25 protein-coding genes are annotated in these 24498 nt (G+C 54.3%); 18 read left to right on the forward strand and 7 right to left on the reverse strand.

The window, feature by feature from the left end:
* Window positions 1-227 precede the first annotated feature (227 nt).
* Entirely contained in the window at window positions 228-1937 is a 1710-nt protein-coding gene (locus Q0O33_RS02555) for an ABC transporter transmembrane domain-containing protein (RefSeq protein WP_295495742.1), read from the forward strand.
* A gap of 24 nt (window positions 1938-1961) precedes the next feature.
* Here Q0O33_RS02555 and Q0O33_RS02560 read toward each other — a convergent pair whose 3' ends face one another.
* Entirely contained in the window at window positions 1962-2159 is a 198-nt protein-coding gene (locus Q0O33_RS02560) for a DUF465 domain-containing protein (RefSeq protein WP_295495618.1), read from the reverse strand.
* A 171-nt stretch (window positions 2160-2330) separates the two neighbouring features.
* Here Q0O33_RS02560 and Q0O33_RS02565 point away from each other — a divergent pair, with 171 nt between their 5' ends.
* From Q0O33_RS02565 to Q0O33_RS02595, 7 genes are all read left to right on the forward strand, one after another.
* Window positions 2331-2501 carry a YdcH family protein gene (locus Q0O33_RS02565; RefSeq protein ID WP_295495621.1) on the forward strand — a complete coding sequence of 57 codons (171 nt, stop codon included), beginning with the start codon at window positions 2331-2333 and terminating at the stop codon, window positions 2499-2501.
* A gap of 59 nt (window positions 2502-2560) precedes the next feature.
* A complete protein-coding gene (gene ptsP, locus Q0O33_RS02570) occupies window positions 2561-4825 on the forward strand; it encodes a phosphoenolpyruvate--protein phosphotransferase (RefSeq protein ID WP_295495625.1) in 2265 nt (754 codons plus the stop codon).
* Between the two features lie 146 nt (window positions 4826-4971).
* Entirely contained in the window at window positions 4972-5520 is a 549-nt protein-coding gene (locus Q0O33_RS02575; protein ID WP_295495628.1) for a helix-turn-helix domain-containing protein, read from the forward strand.
* 127 nt (window positions 5521-5647) lie between these two features.
* On the forward strand, window positions 5648-6550 hold the full coding sequence (locus Q0O33_RS02580) for a tetratricopeptide repeat protein (RefSeq protein WP_295495631.1): 903 nt from the start codon (window positions 5648-5650) through the stop codon (window positions 6548-6550).
* Complete coding sequence (tilS, locus tag Q0O33_RS02585; protein WP_295495634.1) at window positions 6541-7485, forward strand: tRNA lysidine(34) synthetase TilS; 945 nt, start codon at window positions 6541-6543, stop codon at window positions 7483-7485. The genes Q0O33_RS02580 and tilS overlap by 10 nt, the downstream gene beginning before the upstream one ends.
* Window positions 7486-7597: 112 nt before the next feature.
* Entirely contained in the window at window positions 7598-9544 is a 1947-nt protein-coding gene (gene ftsH / locus Q0O33_RS02590; protein WP_295495638.1) for an ATP-dependent zinc metalloprotease FtsH, read from the forward strand.
* 124 nt (window positions 9545-9668) lie between these two features.
* Entirely contained in the window at window positions 9669-9968 is a 300-nt protein-coding gene (locus Q0O33_RS02595) for a hypothetical protein (protein ID WP_295495640.1), read from the forward strand.
* A 175-nt stretch (window positions 9969-10143) separates the two neighbouring features.
* On the opposite strand, the gene rpoZ is transcribed toward Q0O33_RS02595, so the two are convergent.
* Window positions 10144-10488: a DNA-directed RNA polymerase subunit omega gene (rpoZ, locus tag Q0O33_RS02600; protein ID WP_125229626.1), complete on the reverse strand. Its 345-nt coding sequence runs from the start codon at window positions 10486-10488 to the stop codon at window positions 10144-10146.
* Between the two features lie 122 nt (window positions 10489-10610).
* Between rpoZ and Q0O33_RS02605 the strand changes: the two genes are divergently transcribed.
* From Q0O33_RS02605 to coaD, 7 genes are all read left to right on the forward strand, one after another.
* A complete protein-coding gene (locus Q0O33_RS02605) occupies window positions 10611-11792 on the forward strand; it encodes a phosphatidylserine/phosphatidylglycerophosphate/cardiolipin synthase family protein (protein ID WP_295495644.1) in 1182 nt (393 codons plus the stop codon).
* Window positions 11793-11868: 76 nt separating this feature from the next.
* Complete coding sequence (locus Q0O33_RS02610) at window positions 11869-12192, forward strand: antibiotic biosynthesis monooxygenase (protein WP_295495647.1); 324 nt, start codon at window positions 11869-11871, stop codon at window positions 12190-12192.
* Window positions 12189-13493 carry an MFS transporter gene (locus tag Q0O33_RS02615; RefSeq protein ID WP_295495651.1) on the forward strand — a complete coding sequence of 435 codons (1305 nt, stop codon included), beginning with the start codon at window positions 12189-12191 and terminating at the stop codon, window positions 13491-13493. The genes Q0O33_RS02610 and Q0O33_RS02615 overlap by 4 nt, the downstream gene beginning before the upstream one ends.
* Before the next feature lie 305 nt (window positions 13494-13798).
* On the forward strand, window positions 13799-14674 hold the full coding sequence (locus Q0O33_RS02620) for a LysR substrate-binding domain-containing protein (protein WP_295495654.1): 876 nt from the start codon (window positions 13799-13801) through the stop codon (window positions 14672-14674).
* Window positions 14675-14843: 169 nt separating this feature from the next.
* Window positions 14844-15083 carry an exodeoxyribonuclease VII small subunit gene (locus tag Q0O33_RS02625; protein ID WP_295495658.1) on the forward strand — a complete coding sequence of 80 codons (240 nt, stop codon included), beginning with the start codon at window positions 14844-14846 and terminating at the stop codon, window positions 15081-15083.
* Window positions 15084-15088: 5 nt separating this feature from the next.
* Window positions 15089-15988 carry a polyprenyl synthetase family protein gene (locus tag Q0O33_RS02630; protein ID WP_295495661.1) on the forward strand — a complete coding sequence of 300 codons (900 nt, stop codon included), beginning with the start codon at window positions 15089-15091 and terminating at the stop codon, window positions 15986-15988.
* A complete protein-coding gene (gene coaD, locus Q0O33_RS02635) occupies window positions 15989-16498 on the forward strand; it encodes a pantetheine-phosphate adenylyltransferase (RefSeq protein ID WP_295495663.1) in 510 nt (169 codons plus the stop codon).
* Between the two features lie 3 nt (window positions 16499-16501).
* On the opposite strand, the gene Q0O33_RS02640 is transcribed toward coaD, so the two are convergent.
* Both Q0O33_RS02640 and Q0O33_RS02645 read right to left on the reverse strand, forming a co-directional pair.
* Window positions 16502-16660 carry a hypothetical protein gene (locus Q0O33_RS02640; protein ID WP_295495666.1) on the reverse strand — a complete coding sequence of 53 codons (159 nt, stop codon included), beginning with the start codon at window positions 16658-16660 and terminating at the stop codon, window positions 16502-16504.
* Complete coding sequence (locus Q0O33_RS02645) at window positions 16650-18209, reverse strand: class I adenylate-forming enzyme family protein (protein ID WP_295495669.1); 1560 nt, start codon at window positions 18207-18209, stop codon at window positions 16650-16652. Before Q0O33_RS02645 ends, Q0O33_RS02640 begins: the two co-directional genes overlap by 11 nt.
* Before the next feature lie 193 nt (window positions 18210-18402).
* On the opposite strand from Q0O33_RS02645, the gene gyrB reads away from it, so the two are divergent.
* Both gyrB and Q0O33_RS02655 read left to right on the forward strand, forming a co-directional pair.
* Complete coding sequence (gyrB, locus tag Q0O33_RS02650; protein ID WP_295495672.1) at window positions 18403-20979, forward strand: DNA topoisomerase (ATP-hydrolyzing) subunit B; 2577 nt, start codon at window positions 18403-18405, stop codon at window positions 20977-20979.
* 137 nt (window positions 20980-21116) lie between these two features.
* Window positions 21117-21461: a septal ring lytic transglycosylase RlpA family protein gene (locus Q0O33_RS02655; protein WP_295495675.1), complete on the forward strand. Its 345-nt coding sequence runs from the start codon at window positions 21117-21119 to the stop codon at window positions 21459-21461.
* Here Q0O33_RS02655 and Q0O33_RS02660 read toward each other — a convergent pair.
* A complete protein-coding gene (locus Q0O33_RS02660) occupies window positions 21458-22180 on the reverse strand; it encodes a folate-binding protein (RefSeq protein WP_295495677.1) in 723 nt (240 codons plus the stop codon). The genes Q0O33_RS02655 and Q0O33_RS02660 overlap by 4 nt on opposite strands.
* 38 nt (window positions 22181-22218) lie before the next feature.
* Between Q0O33_RS02660 and pyrC the strand changes: the two genes are divergently transcribed.
* Window positions 22219-23262: a dihydroorotase gene (pyrC, locus tag Q0O33_RS02665; RefSeq protein WP_295495680.1), complete on the forward strand. Its 1044-nt coding sequence runs from the start codon at window positions 22219-22221 to the stop codon at window positions 23260-23262.
* A 6-nt stretch (window positions 23263-23268) separates the two neighbouring features.
* Here the strand turns inward: pyrC and rarD are convergent, their stop codons facing one another.
* Window positions 23269-24165, reverse strand: coding sequence for an EamA family transporter RarD (rarD, locus tag Q0O33_RS02670; protein ID WP_295495683.1), 897 nt, complete (start codon window positions 24163-24165; stop codon window positions 23269-23271).
* A gap of 29 nt (window positions 24166-24194) precedes the next feature.
* Complete coding sequence (locus Q0O33_RS02675) at window positions 24195-24416, reverse strand: hypothetical protein (RefSeq protein WP_295495686.1); 222 nt, start codon at window positions 24414-24416, stop codon at window positions 24195-24197.
* Between the last annotated feature and the right edge of the window lie 82 nt (window positions 24417-24498).

Below are 24498 nucleotides of genomic sequence, written 5' to 3' on the forward strand. Positions count from 1 at the left end.
TTTAATATTCGCGGCGGGAATATTCTGCCGCAATGGCATACGGCTTTACGCATTTATTGTGCATTGCACCATAGGAAAAGCGTTTACATTTTCCGTGGCGGATTGTTACCCGTCCGGCGCACTGCTAGGCGGGCGTAATGACAAACGATAATTCCGATACGCCAACCATAGCGACATCCGAAGAAGCGGCTCCCCCCAAGCCTAAGCTTAACTTTGGCAGTTTGCGGATGATCGGGCATTTTACCATACGGTATCCCCGCCAGATTACTTATGCCCTACTCGCGTTGATTGCAGCAGCGGCGTCTACGCTTGCCATCCCTTATGGCTTGCGCCTGATCATCGATGAAGGCTTTGTCAAAAATGGCGGCGATCCTGCGCCATATTTCTATTTGTTGCTCGGCATAGTGGTTATCATCGGCGTTTCGACGGCGTTTCGTTTTTACTTTGTCAGTTGGCTCGGTGAACGTGTGGTGGGCGATATTCGTGTTGCAGTGCAGCAAAATCTATTGCGCTTGGCCCCGCGCTTTTTCGAAGATAATCGTCCCGGGGAAATCGCCAGCAGGATGACTGCCGATACAGCGATTATCGAACAGATTGTCGGCACTACGGTATCCGTTGCACTGCGCAATATCTTTATCGGCATAGGCGGCGTGACCCTGCTCTTCGGACTCGCTCCAAGCCTGACCATTTGGTTGCTCGCGGGCATTCCAGTCGTCGTTTTACCAATTGTGTTTCTGGGACGACGGCTGGAGAAGGCTTCGCGCAAAAGCCAAGACAATGTCGCCAGCGTCGGCACGATCATTTCAGAAGCGCTTGGCGCCATAAAGATTGTTCAGGCCTTTGGGCAGGAAAGCCGTGAAGGAGTAAGATTTGCCGATGCTGTCGAAGGCACCTTCAATGCCGCGAAGAAGCGCATCAGATTGCGGGCGTTTCTGACCGCACTCGTCATGGCGTTGATCTTTGGCGGCATCACGATGCTCGTTTGGGAAGGCACGGATCAAGTTAAGGAAGGCGTCATAACCTCCGGAACCTTGTTCGCGGTCGTCTTGTACGGGGCATTGGTCGCAGGGTCATTTGGCGCGCTGACCGAAGTCTATGGCGACCTTGTGCGCGCCTCGGGCGCGGCTTCGCGGCTCGCCGAATTGCTGAACGAAGTACCTGAGATAGCACCGCCTACTAACCCGGTTGTTATGCCGCCAGCGCGCGGGCAATTGGAATTCCAACATGTTCGCTTCCGCTACCCCACCCGCCCTGAGGTCGCGGCGCTTGACGATTTCAGCCTGAAAGTATCACCGGGCGAAACCGTTGCTGTTGTGGGGCCGTCAGGCGCGGGCAAATCAACTTTGTTCCAGCTGGCGGAACGTTTTTACGACCCCGAAATTGGAACCATCCGCATTGACGGTGTCGCGCTGACCAGCGCGGATCCTGCTGAATTCCGGCGCCGTATATCGTTAGTGCCACAAGACACGGTGTTGTTTGCAGCCTCCGCGCGCGACAATCTGCGTTACGGCCAATGGGATGCAAGCGACGATGCGATCTGGGCGGCAGCTGAAAAAGCAAACGCAGCTGGTTTCCTAAGTGCATTGCCGGAAGGTCTTAATACCTATTTGGGTGAAGGCGGCGCGCGGCTTTCCGGCGGGCAGCGGCAACGGCTTGCCATTGCCCGCGCCTTGTTGCGCGATTCGCCGATCTTGTTGCTCGATGAGGCCACGAGCGCCTTGGACGCCGAAAGTGAGAGGCTGGTGCAAGACGCGCTGGAGCGGCTGATGGTTGGACGCACCACAATCGTAATTGCACACCGTCTCGCAACCGTGCGTTCTGCTGACCGTATCATCGTGATGGACCAAGGCAAAATTGTTGAAGAGGGCGATCATGCAGCCCTGAGCGTCGCGGGCGGATTATATGCCCGCCTCGCCAGCCTGCAATTTGATGCTTAAAAAGTCGAAACTAGCCGTTCACAACTAAGCGATAATGTCTGGGACCAATTGGTCTTCCAGACGCATGATCTGGTCCTTCAAGATAAGCTTTTTCTTCTTCAGTCGCGCGATCTGGAGTTGGTCAACTAACGTCTGCGCGGTGAGCGCCTGAATGGCATCATCAAGATCGCGATGCTCAATCTTAAGCTGTGCAAGCTGCTGCTGATACCCATCGTCGTTCATGAAACTATTCTACACAGACTGTGGTCAACAAGTCATCGTTAAAAAAACGGCGTTTGGCCCGAATCTGGTTTTTAGGCGCGCTGGACCGATAAATATCCTCAAGACTCTCGCAAAAATTCGTGATTTACTGCTTGGTTCAGAAAGCCGAGTCTCAGACTGAAGGAGAATGATGTGCATAATAATCATCTGTCCGCGCTTCGTAACAAGCATGCCGAACTCGAACAAAAGCTAGAGCGCGAAGAAAACAGACCGCTCCCCGATAGCAAAACCATTCTCGATCTGAAAAAACAAAAGTTACATCTTAAAGAGGCTATACTGCATGAAACGGCTTCAACAGGTTAACTTCGAAAAATTTAATAGTTTCTATCGCTTGCCCGTTCGGTCTCTGCTAGGTGTAGCTGATGGAAAGCGCTACACGTTCTGCCCGTAATATCCTGACTGGCCTGCATGAGGTGATGGCCTCGAAAAATCATGCGCAGGGTAAGTTGAACCATGTGGTCAACATCATCGGCGAAGCGCTCTCGAGTGAAGTGTGTTCGATTTACTTGTTACGCGAGGGCGCACTTGAATTATTTGCCACGCGCGGGTTGAACCAAGCTGCGGTGCACATTACCCGGCTGGGTCTGGGCGAAGGTCTCGTTGGAACAATTGCTGAAAATGTCGAAACGCTGAACCTAGATCAGGCGGCAGCACATCCAAATTTCCGTTATGTCCCAGAAACTGGTGAAGAACGCTTTCACAGTTTTGCCGGCGTGCCAATTGTCCGGTCCGAACGAGCCGTCGGCGTGCTCGCGGTTCAGCATGTCGAACCGCGTAAATATGAAGAGGTCGAGATTGAGGCGCTTCAAACCGTCGCCATGGTGTTGTCGGAACTCATTGCCAACGCCGACCTAATTGACGAACCAACTGCCCGGGGTGGCAATGAGACTGGCACGATTAGTCTCACAGGATTACCGCTGGTTAAAGGTGCAGCCGCTGGCGTCGCTATTTTTCACCAGCCCAATGTGCGCATCGAGCACACCGTTGCCGAGGATATCGAAGCTGAGCGCCAGCGTGTCTATTCCGCCTTCGATAAAATGCGTGAACAAATCGACCGCATGACGAGCCAGATAGATTTTGGCACGGGCGGAGAACATGAAGAGGTCATCGCGACTTACAAAATGTTCGCTTATGATGAGGGCTGGAGCCGCCGGATCAATGAGGCCATTGACAGCGGCCTAACCGCCGAAGCCGCGATTGAACGTGTGCAGCAACGCACGCGCATGCGCATGCGGCAGATTGACGACGCATTGCTTGCCGATCGCATGCACGATCTGGAGGACCTGTCGAACCGTTTGCTACGCATCGTTTCCGGGCAAATGAGTACCGCGGCGCAACTGGGGCTGAAGAAGGATTCCATCCTGATCGCACGCAATTTGGGTCCAGCAGAATTGCTGGAATATGACAAAAGGCGTCTGCGCGGTGTGGTCCTAGAGGAAGGCTCGCTTACCGCACATGTGGTGATCGTGGCACGTGCCATGGGCATTCCGGTTCTTGGTCGGGTGCGCGGCATTCGCCACAAGGTACGCGACGGTGACATGCTGTTGTTGAACGCGGATGACAAAAGCGTCATCGTGCGCCCTTCCTCTGCGGCAGAAGAAATATTTCAACATGATCTTGTGGATCGGCAGAAGAAAAAAGCGCGTTATGCCGCGATGCGCGATGAAGCATCCGTTACCAAAGACGGCGTGCCGGTTACACTCATGATTAACGCTGGCTTGCGTGATGATATGTCGGCTTTGGCGACAACCGGCGCGGAAGGCGTTGGCCTTTTTCGGACCGAGTTCCAGTTTTTGATTTCGGCGACCTTGCCCCAACGCGAGCGGCAGCAACGCTTCTACCGCGACGTTTTGGATGCGGCTGGCGACAAGCCAGTCATTTTCCGCACGCTGGATGTCGGCGGAGACAAGGCCCTACCCTATTTGAAGGACGAAACGAGCGAAGAGGAAAATCCCGCGTTGGGCTGGCGTGCACTGCGGCTGTCGCTTGATCACGCCGGGTTGATGAAGGCGCAAGCGCGCGCGCTGATTGAGGCAGCGGCCGGTCGCACGCTGAACGTCATGTTCCCGATGGTCTCTGAGCCATGGGAGTTTGATGCGGCTAAGGCCATTTTCGACGGCCAGATTGAATTTCTGGGGCGGCAGAAAAAGATACTACCTAACAAAATCCGTTACGGTGCGATGCTTGAGGTCCCGGCTCTAGCAGAGACGCTCGACATCCTGCTGCCGAAGATTGATTTTCTGTCCATTGGTACCAACGATCTAACCCAGTTCCTTTTTGCTGCGGACCGAGCTGATCCCCGTTTGGCAGAGCGCTATGACTGGCTGAGCTCGGCTATCCTGCGGTTCATACGGCGGGTCGTAAAGGCCACCGAGGGCCACGAGGTCGACGTCGCGGTGTGCGGCGAAATGGGTGGACGAACGCTTGAGGCGCTTGCCCTCATGGGCATTGGCATTCGTCGATTGTCGATCACACCAGCCGCGGTTGGGCCTATCAAGGCCATGATCCGTTCAACCCGCCATTCTGATATCCGCGCAAAAATGGAAGAGTTGCTTGACAATCCTACGGAGAATTTGCGCGAAGAATTGACAAGTTGGGCAATTGGTCAAGGCATTGAAATCGGGTAAATAATTGCGGCTTAATTATTTGATTATCTGCAATAAACATTGACATTATTCATTTGGTGCCCATTATCCGCGCCACTGCACGCAGATGTGGGGAGCGGGTCGTGGAGATTGCAGTGGACGAAATGCCTCGTGTGGAAACGGAGCCTATGACTGTAGGTGAAGAACTCAAGGCCGCGCGCGCGCGGATGGGTATGAGTCTGTCTGACCTCGCCGCCGAGACACGTGTGCCGATGCGACATTTGGAATCCATTGAGCGATCCGAATTCAGCGCGTTGCCAGGACAAACGTATACCGTTGGTTTTGTTCGGTCTTACGCCCGCGCGGTTGCACTAGACGATATTGCGATAGTGAATGCACTACGCGCCGAATTATCTAGCGGCGGGCATGAAAGATATGAGGCCCCGCTCCAAAATTACCAACCAGCGGACCCTGCGCGTGTTCCTTCGAAAAGCTTGGCATGGACCGCTGCAGCAGTTGCGGTGTTGGTTCTGGCCGCTTATTTAATTTTTAGAAGCTACGCATTACAGCCAACTCCAGCGCAGCAAATGCCAACGTCAGCGCCCATAACAGTGCCAACGACAATCGTGCCCAAGCCTGCCGCGACCGTGGATGGTGATACAGCCGTTACGAGCGGCAGCATGGACGAAAAAGCGGCTCTGCCCGGCACATCTTTGGTAGCCACCCCAAATCAGTAAGCCCCATCATTAAAGCCCGTAATTCGATAAACTGCAATTTTTTTTGCCGAAATGCAGCGCGGGCCTTTATCGCGGGATTGCACTAAGCTATACCCGCTATTCGAGCTTAGTAAAGGGAAGTAACTCAATGTATTTTCGGCGCGTTATCCTTGGCAGCGCAGCTTTAGCGATTAGCGTACCAGCAATGGCGCAGGACGCGAACATTGACACGCGCGTGGGCAAACTCGAGAAGGAGATGCGGGCTGTTCAGCGCCAGGTATTCCCCAATGGTGCCGGCAGATTTGTCGAACCGGATATCCAGTCACCGACAGCGCCAAGCACGACGAGCAGTTCAACAACTGTAACGGTCGATCTTACAGCGCGTGTGGATGCATTAGAGGCGCAGCTTGCGACTCTGACTGGGCAGGTCGAATTGCAAGGCAACAATATGCGCGGACTCGAGGGCCGGTTGAAGGCGCTGGAGATACAAATGGCTGCTCAGGCAGCATCGCCTGTCGAAAAAGTTGAACCAACGGTAACGCCCACAGCAGCAGCACCGAAAACTAAAGCAGGCGTAGTTCCAACAAAGCCTGCAACCTCCGCTAAGCCAAACCCGGCCCGTATCGCTGCAGTTGCGGCGATCGAACGCCCGGCCAGTGGCGATGCGTTCGATGATGGTTACAATTATGGCTACCGTCTATGGGAAGCTAAATTCTATCCGGAATCGCAAGCAATACTTGAAGAAATCTTGACAAAATTTCCGAAACATAAACGTGCAAGCTATGCACGAAATTTGCTTGGCCGAGCATGGTTGGATGACAAAAAACCCGCAACTGCGGTGAAGGTTTTTTACGAAAACTATAAGGCTGACCCACGTGGTGACCGCGCGCCCGATAGTTTGCTGTTCTTGGGATCGGCTTTGACAGACCTTGGAAAAGCGGCTGAGGCATGTGAAGCTTTTGGCGAATTGGCAAAAGCATATCCCGATGCGGCGACTGGCCGCTTGTCCGAACGCCTCACATCCGGCAAAACAAGGGCGAAGTGCAAGTAACGCTAGAACCGGACGTTCTCGACCGCTTCAGGGCAGCACTTTGCAGGCTGGACTGTGCCGATGATCGCTTGTTATGCGCGGTGTCGGGCGGCCCCGATAGCCTTGCCCTTTTACTGTTGGCGCAGCAAGTTTTGCCCGGTAAATTGGTCGCCGCAACAGTAGACCATCAATTGCGGGCCGAGTCCGCTGATGAGGCGCAGATTGTTGCCGAAATTTGCCGCAATCTTGGCGTTCCGCATATCATTTTAACACCTGACGAAAAAATCTCAGGCAATCTCCAGTCATCCGCGCGCGCGGCCCGTTACGCGTTGTTGGAACGTACGGCCGATACGCAAAATTGTCGGCACATTGCGACGGCACATCATGCCGATGACCAATTGGAAACTTTGCTCATGCGACTGGGGCGGGGCAGCGGCGTCGATGGCTTGTCCGGCATTCGCACCCGCAATGGGCGGGTAATGCGGCCACTTTTGGAATTCACAAAAGCGGAGCTTATCGACATCTGCTCCAGTGCTGGCATTCAATCGGTCAACGACCCCAGCAACGCAAACATCGATTTTGACCGGGTTGCGATGCGGAAATGGTTAGCCAACACGCAGCATCCATTCTCTGCACCCCGCGCGCTGCGCACGGCCAGCGCCTTGGCAGACGCATCCGATGCTCTGCTCTGGATAACCGACACGCTGGCAGAGCAGCGGATAAGTCAAGAAAATGACGTTATCACCTGCAAGGCCAGCGGCCTGCCTCGTGAATTGAAACGACGGTTGTTAATCCGCTGCCTTAAGACCTTGGACGTCAATCTTGCTCCCCGTGGTGACGCAATCAACCGCTTGTTAACCGACCTCGATAATGCGCGGACTGCTATGATTGGCAATATCAAATGCCTAGGCGGATCTGATTGGCAGTTTTCCAAAGCACCGCCCCGACGTAGTTAAGAAAAACAGCCCGTAAGTTTTGCCAATCGCTATATTGTCATTCACGCATTCGCCCCTACATTAGCTGCGTATCTCCACGTATATAGCGCGGGCACAGAACAAGGCAGTGATGATGAACGACGAACAAGAACCTAAAAGCAACCCGATGCTCCGCAATTTGGCCATTTGGTCCGGGATCATTGTAGCGCTTTTGCTTGTCGCCTCGATATTCAACGGTTCGTCAGAAACGGCTAAGGGCATCAGCTATTCGTCGTTCCGCGACAAAGTTGAGGCGGGTGAAGTCAAATCCGTCGCGATTGCGCCGGAGCGTATTAGCGGCAAACTGCAGAATGACGAAACCTTCGTCACCGTTCCAATTCCAGGCGACAATAGCCTCTATCCTTTGCTTGATGAAAAGGGCGTGGATGTTCAAGGTAAGGCCGAAGAACAGCCCAGCCTCATTCTAATCCTGTTATATCAAGCGCTGCCGTTCCTTGTTATCCTTGGCATCGCATTTTTCGTTTTGCGGCAAATGCAAAAGGGCGGCGGTGCAGGTGGAGCCATGGGTTTTGGCAAGTCGAAGGCGAAATTGCTGACTGAAAAGCATGGCAAGGTAACCTTTGATGACGTCGCCGGCATTGATGAGGCCCGTGAGGAGCTTCAGGAAATCGTCGAATTTTTAAAAGACCCGCAAAAATTCAGCCGCCTTGGTGGGAAAATCCCCAAGGGCGCTTTACTCGTTGGATCGCCAGGTACCGGCAAGACATTGCTTGCCCGCGCAATTGCTGGTGAGGCTGGCGTTCCATTCTTTTCCATCTCTGGTTCTGACTTTGTCGAAATGTTTGTGGGCGTAGGTGCAAGCCGCGTACGTGACATGTTTGAGCAGGCGAAGAAAAACGCACCCTGCATCGTCTTCATTGACGAAATCGACGCCGTCGGCCGCAGCCGTGGCGCTGGCCTAGGAAACCAGAATGACGAGCGCGAGCAGACTTTGAACCAGTTACTGGTCGAAATGGACGGCTTCGAAGCCAATGAAGGCATCATCATTGTTGCCGCCACCAACCGCCCTGATGTCCTTGATCCCGCTTTGCTGCGTCCTGGCCGTTTCGACCGTCAGGTTGTCGTGCCACGTCCGGACATTGATGGCCGAGTAAAGATCCTCGCAGTACACATGAAAAAAGTGCCATTGGCACCTGACGTTGATGGCCGAGTGATTGCGCGCGGTACGCCCGGTTTCTCAGGGGCCGACCTTGCCAACCTTGTGAACGAAGCGGCCTTGCTTGCCGCACGTCGTGGCAAGCGGTTGGTCGCGATGCAAGAATTTGAGGATGCCAAAGACAAGGTCATGATGGGCACCGAACGCAAGTCGATGGTCATGACCGAAGATGAAAAGAAAATGACTGCTTATCATGAGGCGGGCCATGCCATTGTATCGATCCATGAGGCAGCGTCCGATCCCATCCACAAGGCAACGATCATTCCCCGTGGTCGTGCCTTGGGTATGGTCATGCGCCTGCCCGAGCGCGATAATTATAGCTATCACCGCGACAAAATGCACGCCAACCTTGCAGTGTCCATGGGTGGCCGCGTGGCAGAGGAATTGATCTTTGGCTATGACAAGGTCAGTTCAGGCGCGTCCAGCGACATCCAATATGCAACCAGCCTTGCGCGCGACATGGTCACGCAATGGGGGATGTCGGATACTATGGGTCCGCTCCAATATGAAGAGCGTCAAGAGGGCTATCTTGGTTATGGCATGTCGCAAAGGTCGGCTATGTCGGACGAAACAGCCCGCAAGATCGATGCCGAAATACGCAAGCTGGTTGAAGGCGGGCATAAACGGGCAACCGAGTTGCTGACCACGCATAACGAACAATTGCACTTGCTGGCCAACGCCCTTCTGGAATTTGAAACGCTGTCTGGCGACGAAATCAACCAGCTTTTGGAAACGGGCAAATTCGAACGCGACGATGGTAAGGTCGTTAAGCCCTCGTCCATTCCAACGGTGGGTACAGCCATACCAAAGGCGGGACGCGGCAAATCTGCGCCGGTCGGAGACGCGACGCCGCAAGGTGCTTAGTTTTCAGCTTTTATTCGCGACATCAACGCACTATCCCCAATCGGGAGAGAGTTGAGGTCACAAAATGAAATATGCTGTGCTTGTGGTCGTGGGCGCCCTATTGTGCGCTCTTCCTGCACACGCCATGGACGCTGAAACTTTTTTTGTAAAAGCCGTGGCTTTGCAAAAAAGGGGCATGGGCGCAGTCTTTGCAAAAGACCTAAAGCCGATGATCCGCGTTTTTGAAGAAGCGGCGAAGTCCGTCAAAGCCGAGAATGAGGCTGCGCGCACCGCAGGGTCCCCTTTATATTGCGCGCCCAAGAAATACCGGTTGAACGCAGAGCAGTTCATTGCCGAATTCAGCCGAATTCCCAAAGAACGTAGACAAGTTCAGTCCGTTCGCGATGCGTGGCGCGAAATAGTCATCCGCCGTTTTCCCTGCTAAATACGCGCTACAGATGAGCACCGAGAAGCATGCCCTCGCCATGGTCGGACGGCGTCGAACGTCGCGCGATGTTTGGATGGTGCAAAATCTCTCAAGCGATCCTAAGCGGAACTACATCCGCAAAAGAAAAGGCCCGGACGTGCCGGGCCTGATTCATTCAATAATGATTGGGATATTACCGGTCGTAATCGCGCTGCATGCCCGCGCCGCGTGCTGGCGCAGCGGCGGTCAAACGCAGGGCTTCGGCAGACAGGCTGATCGAGCCAACTTCATCCGCTTCTTCATCCTCATCAACCTGAACCTTCTGAAGCGACTGCACGAGGCCTTCTTTCAATTGGTCAGGACGCACGGTTTCCTCAGCTATTTCGCGCAAGGCAACGACTGGATTTTTGTCACGATCGCGATCAATGGTAAGTTCAGCGCCACCCGAGATTTCACGCGCACGCTCGGCGGCGAGTAATACAAGGTCAAACCGGTTGGTGATCTTGTCGATGCAATCTTCAACAGTAACGCGTGCCATCTTGGCTCCTGATTCTTCGTATTTTTCGGAAAGTTTGCCGCAACTAGAGATAATGGGCCAAAATGTCAATGAAAAGGGCAGGTCGCTTGCCGTGCACTGCGCAAAGCGGTATCGCTAGCAACATGGCAGTGCAATCAGGCAAGCCCGGGTTCCCCGGAACGCACTTTCAGGTCGCGGGCCATGACTTGCACTTGGTTCATCAGCCGCAGGATCGGCTCAACGCTCTTTTGCAGCTCATCGCAATGGCGCAAAAATCGATACACATGTTTTTCTACATGTTTTGTTCCGACGAAACCGGTCGACAAGTGCGCGACGCGCTCGTTTCAGCGGCAACACGCGGTGTGCGCGTACAATTGATTATAGACAGCTTTGGATCAACGCAGTTGAGTAATCGATTCTTCGACGCTTTGCTTGACGCGGGCGGTGGCTATCACAGTTTCAGTACACGCAAGGGCCTTGGATACATTATCCGCAATCACCAGAAGATGCTGATCATCGATGGTACATACGCGCTTGTAGGTGGTTTCAATATCGCGGACCCCTATTTCGGGCGTGCAGGCGACGATAGCTGGGAAGATCTCGGCATAATCGTGTCTGGCCCGCAGGCGCAACGGCTGAACGATTATTTCGGGGATATGGCGCAAGCGTCGAATGGCGGCAACGTCAGCTTCCGGCAGATCCGCAATATCATTCGACAATGGCGACCGGGCATTGGTCAAGTGCAATGGTTGCTGGGCGGGCCAACTAACCGCATTTCGCCATGGGCACTCACGTTCAAGCGATCATTGGATACGGGCAAGAGATTTGACATTGTTTCCGCCTATTTTTCGCCGTCCCAAACCATATTGCGACGCCTTGCCAAGACCGCAAAACGCAACAAAGGATCGCGCCTCATCATGGCCGGCAAGACCGATAATGGGGCAACGATTGCCGCGGCGCGCCTGCTTTATCGCTATCTGATGCGCCGCAAGACTAGGATTTTTGAATATCAACCGCGTCCACTTCATATGAAGCTGATGGTCATTGATGACACAGTCTATATCGGCTCAGCCAATCTGGATGTCCGCAGCATGTTTATCAATTTGGAGATCATGTTGCGCATCAAGGACGCTGGCCTTGCGTTGCATATGCGCACGTTGATTGACGGACTTGTCTCCCAATCGGAAGAACAGACACGGATTTTGTTAAAGAGTCGGGACACTATTTGGAGCCGGCTTAAGGCGGGCCTTGCCTATTTCTTGGTCAATTCAGTCGATTATACCATTGGCCGGCGGATAAAATTCCGCCTGATCCGCAACAGTTAGGGTACGAACCTATGTTCCCCAACAATCTGTTCCTCACGGCTTGCAATATATTGTCTATCGGCCCTATGCGGCTGACATGGCAAAGCTAAGCAGCGGCACTATTTCAGTTATTTTTGTGGCACAGCGCACGGAGCTGGACGCCGATGGTTACGCAAGGGCCGCCGCGATGATGGATGAACTGGCCGCGCAACAAGACGGCTATATGGGGATAGATTCGGTGCGTGGTGCTGATGGACTTGGCATCACCGTCAGCTATTGGAAAAACGAAGCAAGCGCAAAAGCGTGGCGCGATCATCCCGATCACGCCGCAATGCGCGATGCTGGCCGAGACCGATGGTATTCGGATTACAGCCTGCATGTGTCGCAAGTGACGCGCAGTTATGATTGGAAAAAGGCATGAGCGCGGTTCAAGCTATCCCCAATAGCCGGGTTGTCGTGTTGTTCCTTGTGATGCTCGTTGCCGCTGCCGGCAATACCGCGATGCAGTCGGCTCTTCCCGCGATCGCCAGCGAATTGGATATGCCCGATGTGTGGGTCAGTCTGGCCTTTAGCTGGTCTGCGTTATTATGGGTCATCACTGCACCCAAATGGGCCCGCCTGTCAGATCGCCGGGGCCGTAAACAACTGATGAGCGTTGGCGTGATCGGCTTTTCTGTGTCGATGGGCATGTGTGGTTTGGTACTTTGGCTTGGACTGGCTGGCGTGATAGGCCCTATCGTAACGTTCATCCTGTTTGCATTATTCCGGAGCCTTTACGGAGGTTTTGGTTCAGCTGCCCCACCCGCCGTTCAGGCCTATGTCGCCGCCAGAACCGAACGCGCAGAACGCACCAAGGCGCTATCGATGCTTGCATCGTCTTTTGGCGTTGGCACCGTGATTGGCCCTGCAACCGCGCACTATTTTCTTTTCCCACCTTTCGGTCTGGCCGGACCGCTCATCATGTTTGCCGCCTTTGGTGTGGCGGTATTGATAGCGTTGCATGTTCAATTGCCCAATGACACCCCGCGCTTTGAAGCACGCGGCGCCGTTGCGGCTTACCCGAATTCAGCATTCATGAGTTCACCTAATGATGAAGACGTCGATGGTGATGCTTTGGGGTCAGTGTTGCCCGCCCGCGAAATCCGCCTACCATGGCGCGATGACCGCATGGCATCATGGCTGATTGCAGGTTTGATCGGTGGCCATGCACAGGCAATCATTTTGGGCGTGGTGGGTTTTCTCGTGCGTGATCGGCTTGGATTGCATGATCGTCCGTGGGAGGCGGTGCAAGCCAGTGGCTCGGTTATGCTCATTGGCGCAATGGCGACCCTTTTGGCACAATGGGGCCTCATTCCTATGCTTTCACTTGCGGCAAGAAGTTCCGTGCTCTTGGGCGCAATCCTCGCGCTAGTGGGCACGATCTTGACGGGCATCAGCCACGATTTTTATGGGATTAGTACAGGCTTTGCTATTGCCTCGCTTGGTTTTGGGCTGTTCCGACCAGGCTTTACCGCGGGTGCATCCCTAGCGGTTCAAAGGCATGAACAAGGCGACGTTGCGGGCAAAATCGCCTCGATCAACGGTGCGGCCTATATTGTCGCGCCTGCACTGGGCGTTGCGTTGTTCAATTATTGGGAGCCCGCCACATTCATCTTGATCTCGGCGTCTTTGCTGTTCCTGATCATTTGGGGACGGCGCGCATTGCTGGTTCCGGAAATCTAGGGCCAGGTGTCGCCGATGGCCTTCATCATTCTGGGTAAGATAACTCCGGAACTGAATTTGGCAAAATACCGAATTTGAATAAAAAAAGGGCCGACCGAGGTCGACCCTGAAAAGTCTTTAGGAGAGGATGCCTAAAAGGCCTTACTTTAATGGACAAATTTCATTTTTTGTGCAAGTGCGAACAGTGCAATAGCTGTTGCAAATGATGCAACTGCTATTTATAAGTTTAACCTGAATTTCGGGGCATTTGTACGATTACGAAAACAAAAAACTTTTGTTGCGGTGCAACAAAATTAGGAGATGATATGCGCAGATTGCCCCCCTTACGCTCACTTGAAGCCTTTTTGCGCGTCGCTAAGCTTGGTTCGGCAAAAGCTGCCGCGAGTGAACTCGCATTATCTCCGCCTGCGCTGAGCCGTCGTATCAAGGCGCTGGAAGACTTCATCGGCAAGTCCCTTTTTGACCGCCGCGCGCAAGCGATGGTCATTAATGCGGATGGCGAGGCACTTCTGGCGGCCGTTGAACCAGCGATGGACGCAATGGCTGAAGCGGTTGACGAACTGGCCGGCCGTGGCGGGGAATACCGCCTGCGCTTGGGGCTCTTACCGCTTTTTGGCTTACAAAGGCTGATTCCCCGCCTGCCTGAACTACGTAAGGCGTTTCCGAAGCTTCATATCGATGTGGACACGTCGGGCCATGCCGAAAACCTGCTGGGTGATGTAGTCGACGCAGCCATTATCATCGCGGCAGACGTCGACCCCAAGCTTTACAGTGTCCGCTTAGACCGCAATCTTGTTTACGCCATCGCATCTGAAAAATGGGCGAAGGAGTATAATGTCGAAAAGCCTGAGGACCTCGCAAAGCATACGGTCATGGTTCATAGTGACATGCCGATGATATTTGACGCATGGCGGCAGGCCATGGGGGTCCCCCGCTTGAAACCAGCTGCGATCGACAGTCTTGATAGTGGCGCATTGATGCTGGAGGCGGCCGCAAACGGTCTTGGCGTTGCTATCATGCACGGAAGCCACTTCTCTGATGCGCGCGACCCGCGTCTGACACGGCTTTTCGATACAGAAGTCGAAAGCCCCTACAGCTATTACTTTGTGTGCCGCCCCCGCGCGCTGAGGCAGAGAGCGGTAAAAATATTTCACGACTGGTTGTTGAAGGCAGGCGTGTAAATGCGAGCGTTCACTTAATTCCTTTTCGTCACCTTAAGCGCGTTTTGGTTCTGCCTGCCCCATCCACGCTATTCTGATTTGCACTTCTGCACTGGCAACCTTCGTCATCAACTGATGGCGATAGAGCGAAGCACTTGACCCAGTCGGCGGCGGACGTCATTGCAGTTATATGACTCAAGACGTAGCCGACATGAATTTCGAGCAGGCGCTGCGTGCGCTTGAAGACATCGTCCATAAATTGGAAAGCGGTGAGGCTCCGCTCGATGAATCCATAGCCTTGTACGAACGCGGCAATGCTTTGCGGGCCTTGTGCCAACAACGGCTTGATGCGGCGAAGGCGCGTATTGAGGCCATTGTGCAAGGGCCGGACGGATCGCCGACGGGTACAACAGCATTCGATGCCGGATAAACATTATGGCTGCCCAACCATCATTGTTACAGGACTCACTCGCGCAAATTGCGGCGGACATTGATCATGAATTTGACGCGCTTCTGACGCTACCCGGCGATACGCGGGACCGCCTATATGCGGCCATGCGCTATGCGGCGATTGGCGGCGGCAAGCGCCTTCGACCGTTGCTCGTGACCGCGACCGCGGCACTGTTCCATGTAGACCGTGCCGTTGCTTTACGCGTTGGCACGGCTGTCGAAGCTATTCATGTTTACTCTTTGGTGCATGACGACTTACCCTGCATGGATGACGACGACATGCGGCGAGGCAAGCCAACGGTACACCGCGCGTTCGATGACGCAACGGCGGTTCTGGCGGGCGATTCTCTCCATGCGTTAGCATTTGAGATACTCGCGAGCCCGCAAACACATGGCGACCCGTTCGTGCGCGGCGAACTGGTATCAACACTGGCTTTAGCAAGCGGCCCCGAAGGCATGGCTGGTGGGCAGATGATGGATATCGAGGCCGAGAAATCCACATTCGACATCCAAACCGTCATGCGCCTGCAGGCGCTAAAGACAGGTGCTCTAATCGCCGCCAGCGTTGAAATGGGCGCGATATTAGGACATATCCCGGCGGAAGGCCGAACGCATTTGCGCGGATATGCCAGGGACATTGGCCTCGCCTTTCAGATTGCCGATGACATCATGGATGTTGAAGGTGATCCCCAACTGGCAGGCAAAGCGCTCCAAAAAGACGCGGCAGCCAATAAAGGCACATTTGTATCTCTCATGGGCCTCGAACGCGCCAAGCAGCAAGCGGACATGCTTGTACAGCAGGCCAATGACCATCTGTCGAGTTATAGCGCCGAGGCCGATCTTTTGCGCGCCATCGCAAATTATATCACCGAAAGGGATCGCTAAATGACACACCGGATTGGCGTATATCCTGGCACATTTGACCCCATCACCTTGGGTCATATGGACATCATCCGACGCGGCGCAAAACTGGTGGATGAGCTGATCATTGGCGTAACCACGAACGCAGCCAAATCCCCGATGTTTTCCGATGATGAACGGATTGCCATGGTCGAGCGCGAAGTTGCCAGCATCGGTTCCGCGCATATTCGCGTTGTCGGGTTCAACTCGCTGCTTATGGATTTTGCCGAAGCCCAAGGCGCAAGCACGGTCATTCGTGGCATTCGCGGCGTCACGGATTTCGAATATGAATATCAGCTCACGGGCATGAACCGCCAGTTGAACGACCGCGTCGAAACACTGTTTTTAATGGCAGACGTGTCACTTCAACCCATTGCTTCGCGGCTGGTTAAGGAAATTGCGATTTACGGCGGCGAAATCGGGAAGTTTGTGACACCCAATATTCGCGACGAAGTCGTTGCGCGCGTGCAAAAGTTGGGCATAAAAAACGGTTAAGCACTAAATCGGTTTGCGTCGCTTGCGTTTCGCAGGTTTTGGAAGGGGCGGTAGTTCCAGATATTCCTCCGGCACATAAATGGCATACGTCGCCAGCCGGCCAGTCAAAACATTGAGCAGGCTTCCCGCCGCGGCAAGGTCTGGACCCAATTCACTGTCCATTTTTTTGCTTCTCTGCCGCCAAAGCACGCAAGTCGGTCTTTAGCAATTTGCCAATATGGCTGCGCGGCATTTCGTCGATGGTGTAGAGCACCGAAATCCGCTGCGTCTTGCCAAGCTGCCCGTTCACACGCGCAAGAATGGATTCAGGGGAAGCTGCCTCGTCCCTCAACCGCACAAAGCCAACGGGCGTTTCGCCCCACGCATCGGAAGGCATGCCAACCACCGCAGCTTCGGCCACTTCGGGCTGCGCCTCCAACAATTCCTCGAGGTCTTTCGGGTAAATGTTGAACCCGCCAGAAATGATCATGTCCTTGGCGCGCCCCACAATCGAGACGAAGCCATCTTCGTCAACAATGCCAATATCTCCAGTCTTCAGCCAAACATTGCCCTCTTCGTCGCGCCACTCCATCTCACGTGTTTTTTCTGGTTGGTTTTTGTAACCGGACATCATGGTCGGCGAACGGCCAGTCAGCACGCCTTTTGAACCGGCAGGGAGTCGATTGTCGTCCTCGTCTAATACGATCAGTTCATGGCCCGTGACGGGCTGCCCTACCGTATGCAATTTGTTGGGATGATGATGGGCCTGCAACATGCAAACAACACCCCCTTCAGTCATGCCGTAAATTTCGACAAGACCGCCCGGCCAACGCTGGAGCACATCCGCCTTCAACTCCGCTGCAAAGGGCGCACTGGTACAGAATTTCACGATGAAGCTACTGAGATCATAACTATTAAACTGCGGATGCGCCATGAGCCGTTGATATTGCACCGGCACGAGCATGGTATGCGTAGTCTGATCGGTTAGCGCGTTATCAAGATAGGCCCGAGCATCAAATTTTTCCATAATCCGCGCAAAACCGCCATGACAAACCGTTGGCAGGAATACCGCCAATGTCGTGTTCGAATATAAAGGCGTTGAGACCAACGATCGTGTGTCGCGACTGTAGATTGATTTGAATCCGCCCGCCATCTGGTGCCAGCGCATGCCGTGCGAATGGATAATGCCCTTGGGCGTTCCCGTGGTGCCACTCGAATAAATGATGTTGAACGGATCCGACGCAGCGGGCGGCGGCGCGTGAAATTTAGCGCCTTCCTCTGCCATCCAGTCGGTCAGTGCCGGATGGTCGCCAACGGCATTGTCGAGCATGATGATTGTGACATCGCCCAGCGCGACCCCTTCAAGATCAGCCAGTTTCGCAGCATCGACAAACAAATGCATTGCGCCGGAATCCTTGAACATCGCGGCCAGTTGCGCGGGCGTTGCCGATGTGGTCAATGGTGCAGCGCAACCCCCTGCGCGCACAACGGCAAGATACACCAACGCATATGGAATATTGCTAGTCCCCAATATGGCAACTGCCTGACCCCGCTTTAGACCGTCGCGCTGAAGCTGTGCGGCTATACGCGCTGTTGCTTGTGCAACTTCGCGCCAGGAAAGTTCGGAACTGCTATCGGCAAGCGCGCGCGCATCAGGCTTTTCAACGCCCCAAGCGCCAATAAGCGCGCCGAAATCACCAAATGATTTTTCCAGTTCGGTATCGATAAACATGTAAATTCCCATCTCCCGTTCGCTGGTTGGTCTGCAGACTTAGCGCGATATGAAAAAGTTTCATTGCCTAATTATCGACAGCAATTCTGGAGTTAATATTTCCGTTATCGGCAGCCACAAAAGACTGTGGAAAAACCGCACCTTTAGCGCGCTTTTCCTTGGGTTTGTTCGGCTTTAGGCCTACAGTGCGTGGATGACAGAAGAAACCACAGAAACCCCGCAATTTAACCCCTCTGCGGATAGCGCAGCTAACCCCAATCAGAATGAATATGGTGCCGACAGCATAAAGGTTCTGAAGGGCCTTGACGCCGTGCGTAAGCGCCCTGGCATGTATATTGGCGACACGGATGACGGCAGCGGCCTGCATCACATGGTGTTTGAAGTTTCCGACAATGCGATTGACGAGGCGCTGGCGGGGCATTGCGACCTTGTGCTGATCGAATTGAATCCCGATGGTTCGGTTTCTGTCGAAGATAATGGCCGCGGCATTCCGACCGGTATGCACAAGGAAGAAGGCGTTTCGGCGGCTGAGGTCATCATGACTCAGCTGCACGCTGGCGGCAAGTTCGAGAACACCTCCGACGACAATGCCTATAAGGTGTCCGGTGGACTCCACGGCGTTGGCGTTTCGGTGGTGAACGCACTGTCCGAGTTTTTGGAACTCACCATCTGGCGCGAAGGCAAAGAGCATTGGATGCGTTTTGAGCATGGCGATGCCGTTGGCCCCTTGATTGTTCGCGGGGATGCGCCTGTGGTCGATGGCAAGTCCAAAAAGGGCACACGCGTGACCTTCATGGCGTCCACCAACACGTTCAAAAATGTGCTGGAATTTGATTTTGATAAGCTTGAGCATCGCTACCGCGAGCTAGCGTTCTTGAACTCGGGCGTTCGCATACTGCTGCGCGACAATCGGCATTCCGATGTCAAAGAACATGATCTTTATTACGAAGGCGGTATTGGGGCGTTCGTAAAATATCTGGATCGCAACAAGGCGGCATTGCTGGCCGACCCCATCACGATTACGTCGAACCGCGACGGCATTGGTATTGATGTCGCGTTGGAGTGGAACGACAGCTATTATGAAAATGTCTTGTGCTTCACCAATAACATTCCGCAACGTGACGGCGGCACCCATTTGGCAGCGTTTCGTTCTGCGCTTACGCGCACCTTGAACAATTATGCCGAAAAATCGGGTGTATTGAAGAAAGAGAAAGTCACGCTGACTGGCGATGACATGCGTGAAGGGCTAACTGCTATTGTTTCGGTCAAACTGCCTGATCCCAAATTCTCGTCACAAACGAAGGACAAATTGGTCTCCTCCGAAGTGCGTCAGCCGCTGGAAAGCCTTATGGCAGATCGGATGAGTGAATGGCTGGAAGAAAATCCCGGTCATGCGCGCACCGTCATTCAAAAAGTAATCGACGCGGCTGCTGCCCGCGAAGCCGCGCGCAAGGCACGTGAGGCCAGTCGTAAATCGGTGATGAGCGTGGCATCCCTTCCCGGTAAGCTTGCCGACTGTCAGGAGAAGGATCCTGCCAAGTCCGAACTGTTCCTGGTCGAAGGTGACTCGGCAGGCGGATCAGCAAAGCAAGGTCGCGATCGCCATTATCAGGCAATTTTGCCGCTGAAGGGTAAAATCCTAAACGTCGAACGGGCACGCTTTGACCGGATGTTGTCGTCAAAGGAAGTCGGCACGCTGATACAAGCGATGGGCACCGGCATTGGACGCGAAGATTTCAACATCGAGAAATTGCGTTATCACAAGATCGTGATCATGACCGACGCTGACGTCGATGGTTCGCACATTCGCACATTGTTGCTCACATTTTTCTATCGCCAGATGCCCGAAATCATCGAGAACGGACATCTCTTCATTGCACAGCCACCTTTATTCAAGGTCGCCAAAGGTCGCAGTGAAATCTATGTGAAAGATGACAAGGCACTTGACGACCATCTGGCCGAACTTGGCCTCAGTGGGGTTGTTTTGGAAGGTGCAGGCGGACAACGCGCCGGCGCAGATTTAGGCGCTTTGGTAGACCATGCACGCCGTATGCGCAGCCTGATGGCATTTGTGCCACGCCGTTATGACCCAACGATTGTCGAGGCCATGGCGCTCACGGGCGCTCTGGACCCTGATGCCACCGACCGCACCGCCGCCGTTGCCAAGGCGGCAGCTTGGATGGCTGCACAGGATGTGGAAGGCAAATGGTCCGGCCGCGTGTCCGAAGATGGCGGCTATCATTTCGAACGCCTGTGGCGCGGGGTGACCGATCATCACATCATTGAGGCCGCCTTCCTCATGTCCGCCGAAGCCCGCAAACTGCACAAATTGGCAAGCGAAGAGACCGCTAGCTACGAAACCCCAGCGCGGCTTATCAAAGTTTCTGCTGCGGCTACCGAGGCGGTGGACGAGGTCGAGAGCGATGAAGAGGCTGGCGACGCAGTTGGCGATCAAGCAAAGCGCGCAACCACTGCGGTTAGCATCGGTAACAAGGGCGCAATTACGCGCCCGTCCGAATTGCTTGAGGCCATATTGATTGCGGGTCGCAAAGGGCTCTCGATTTCGCGGTACAAAGGTCTTGGCGAAATGAATGCCGAACAATTGTGGGAAACCACACTTGACCCCGATCACCGTTCGCTACTCCGCGTGGAGATTGATCAGGCCGACCTCGCGGACGACATTTTCACTAAGTTGATGGGTGAGGTCGTTGAACCACGGCGTGATTTCATTGTCGAGAACGCGCTCAATGTGGCCAATCTGGACGTGTAGACGGCAGGCATTTCGGCCTTAAATTTTCGGATAATCGCAGCTTTTGGTCAACATATCGCTCGGTCGTTGGCGTGATGAAAAGCTTTGTATACGCTTTCCCTTATCGGGGAGGCATTATGCACAGACACGGGTTTTTCATGATGGCATGTCTGGCATTGCCCGTCTTGGCGCAAGCCGGCGACAGTCGTGTCGAAATCGGTACTGGCATTGCAAGCTATTATGGCGCCGAACTGGGTGGAAGCCGCACAGCGAGCGGCGAACGCTTTGACCCTAGCGCCATGACGGCTGCCCACCGCACCTTGGCGTTCGGCAGCCGCGTTGCCGTTATAAACTTGGCGAATGGTCAGGAAGTCGTTGTTCGTATCAACGACCGCGGCCCTTGGGGCAAATCACGCATTGTGGATGTGTCTTATGCCGCAGCGAAGCAACTTGGCATGCACCGCACCGGCACGGCTAAAGTGAAGCTCGAATTACTGCATTAAGTGATAGCAGCTCGCTGCCATTCCGGCAGTTTCAGCATCGTCATGTCTTCCACACGGCGCAATTCTGCTGACAGACCAAGTTCCGGATAGGCGCAGCGTTGACGGCTGAGATCGGCCTGTTCCAATGGCACGACTACCAGCCGCCGGTTCACTTTCTGCCGCCAGTTCATACGCGCGGTGTTTTCCTGCCCGACATAACATCCCTTGTTAAATGATACGCCGTTCAACTCCACGGCGTTTACCTCAAGCCATAAGGTTTGCTCGCTTCCAAGTTCCGCCACACCTTCAGTGATACCCAAAGCCAAACGATGTGCGCGATATTCCGCACTGACGTCCACATCATCATCTGCAGACGCTCCGAGCCACCGCTCACCCATATCGGGATGACGCGGGTCGCTACTGCCGTCTGCATTCCAAAAGACCGCGCAGGAAGGATCCATTGCAATCGTAATCTTGCGCCGCAACCGGTAGATTGACAGCCGCCGAACAAGGGCCTCTGCCTGCACGCGTTCGCAATCGATCAACACATCGTCGCCATCAGCCCACAAAAAGAAATCAAACAAAGCTTTGCCTTGCGGGCTCAAAAGCCCCGCCCATAAGGGCATCTCAGCTGCAGTATCCTGCGTCACCAACCCCTGCAGGAATTGGCGCACATCTTCTCCTGTTTCGGTGGGAGACAAACGGATGATGTGTCGGTCATATAGACGGGTGTTTCGCATAGGTGACAGATAGGGGTTCGGATGCTTAAAGGAAAGACATGACCGACCAGACGATTCTCTCCATCCGCCGTCCCGATGACTGGCATGTCCATTTGCGCGATAATGGAGTGATGCGCAGCGTTGTGCCATATACCGCGGCGCAATTCGCGCGGGCTATTGTCATGCCCAACCTGTCGCCGCCAGTGACAACAGTGGAAGCAGGCGCGGCCTATCGCGAACGGATATTGGCGGCAGTCCCCCAAGGGATCAACTTTACGCCTTTGATAACGGCCTATCTGACCGACGCGTCGGATGGCGAAGAGCTGGCGCGTGGTTTTGCCGAAGGCGTGTTTACCGCAGCAAAATTATACCCCGCCCATGCAACAACCGGAAGCGCGCATGGCGTTACCAATGTGGCAAACATCATGCCCGCGCTTGAACATATGGCGCGCATTGGCATGCCATTACTCATCCATGGCGAAGTCACCGATTCACATGTCGACATATTCGACCGGGAGGCCGTGTTTATTGAACGAACACTATCAAAGCTCGTGCGCGACTTGCCTGAGCTGCGCGTCGTTTTTGAACATATCACCACGGCAGATGCGGTTGCCTTTGTCGATGATGCAAGCGATAACATCGCCGCCACAATTACGCCGCAGCATTTGCACATAAATCGCAACGCCATGTTCGAAGGTGGCATCCGCCCACATGCCTATTGCCTGCCCGTGGCGAAGCGCGAAGTACACCGGCTTGCCCTGCGCAAGGCCGCGACGTCAGGCAGCGCCAAATATTTCCTTGGCACCGACAGCGCGCCGCATGACAAATCCGCCAAGGAAAGCGCATGCGGCTGTGCCGGGATCTTCAACGCGCCCTTTGCCATGGAAAGCTATGCGGCGGTTTTTGAAGAAGAAGGCGCGTTAGATAAGCTTGAAGCCTTCGCGTCAGAAAACGGCCCCCGCTTTTATCGCCTGCCTCTGAATGAGGACCGCGTGACGTTGGAGCGTGTGGATACGCCAGTGCCAGAACTGCTTGAATTGGAAGGCGTATCTGTTGTGCCTTTTCACGCCGGCGAAACTTTGCGCTGGCGGTATAGGGCCTAGACCCCGCTAAGCTTTAGCCCCCCGATAGGTCTTGATCGCATCGGCGCAAAATATCGCAATGCTGAGCCAGATGAGGATGAAACACGCCAGCTTAGTTGTACTCAACGGCTCGCCATAGACATAGACGCCAAGCAAGAACGCAATTGATGGCGCGATATACTGGACGAAACCGAGGCTGGCATAGCTCATCCGCCGCGCTGCTGTTGCAAACATCAACAGCGGGATAGCTGTCACCGCACCCGCAAGAATTAGCAGCCCAGATGTAGTAAAATCATCGCCGAACCCGCCAGTTCCCGCCTGTGCATACCAGAGCACGGCGCCAAGCGATAAGGGGGCAAGCAACGTCGTTTCAATGGCGAGGCCCGGCACAGAACCAACGGGCGTTATCTTGCGGATGAGACCGTATAAGCCAAAGCTCAAGGCCAAGGATATCGATACCCATAAGGTGTCAAGCGCATCGCCGATAAGGATAGCAACACCAATCGCGGCGACCGCGACAGCCATCATTTGTAGCGGTCGAAGCCGCTCACCCAAAAACAGGCGGCCCAAAAGCACGTTCACCAAAGGATTAAGATAATAACCCAGGCTGGCGGCCAATATAAGGTCGGTCGACACAGCCCAGATGTAAATAAGCCAATTAATCGCAATCAGCGTTGCGGAGGCGAGCAAGTTGCGTAAGTGCGCCTTGTGCCGGAAAATGGCTGTATATTCTCCCAACTGTTTGCGGAACGCCATGATGATCAGCAGCAAGGGGATGGACCATAGGATCCGCTGCGCCACTATGGCGATTGGCGGCACATGGCTCAAGAGCTTAAAATATACAGGCACTACGCCCCAGATCAGATATGCTGATATCGCATAAGGCAGGCCGCTGGGCTGCGCGGTTTTTTCATCATCTGCCATGTTTTGAAGCCCCCGCCCTCAATTGAGGGTCAGATAATCCCGCCGCCCATCCAAAGGCGAAGGGCGCAAATGGCCATGACCACGAGGCAGAAGTTACGGCCCGCATTCTTTTCCGAGAGAAACCCAAATGCCGCGCCTAAGCCTGCGATCAAGATGATCAGCCAGTTCAGCCACCCCAGCAGCGGAATGAACCCGATAAAGGCCATAACAAGGGCAATAAGGCCCAGAAGAAGCGCGATGATATTTGCCATGCGCAGACTGTGCCGAGTTTTAGGTGGTCTGGCAAGTAAAGGTAAGCCGCATACGCAATCGAGGTAACCAAATATAAAGCCG

Source organism: Sphingorhabdus sp. EL138 (assembly GCF_945862485.1).
Taxonomy (GTDB): Bacteria; Pseudomonadota; Alphaproteobacteria; order Sphingomonadales; family Sphingomonadaceae; genus Sphingorhabdus_B.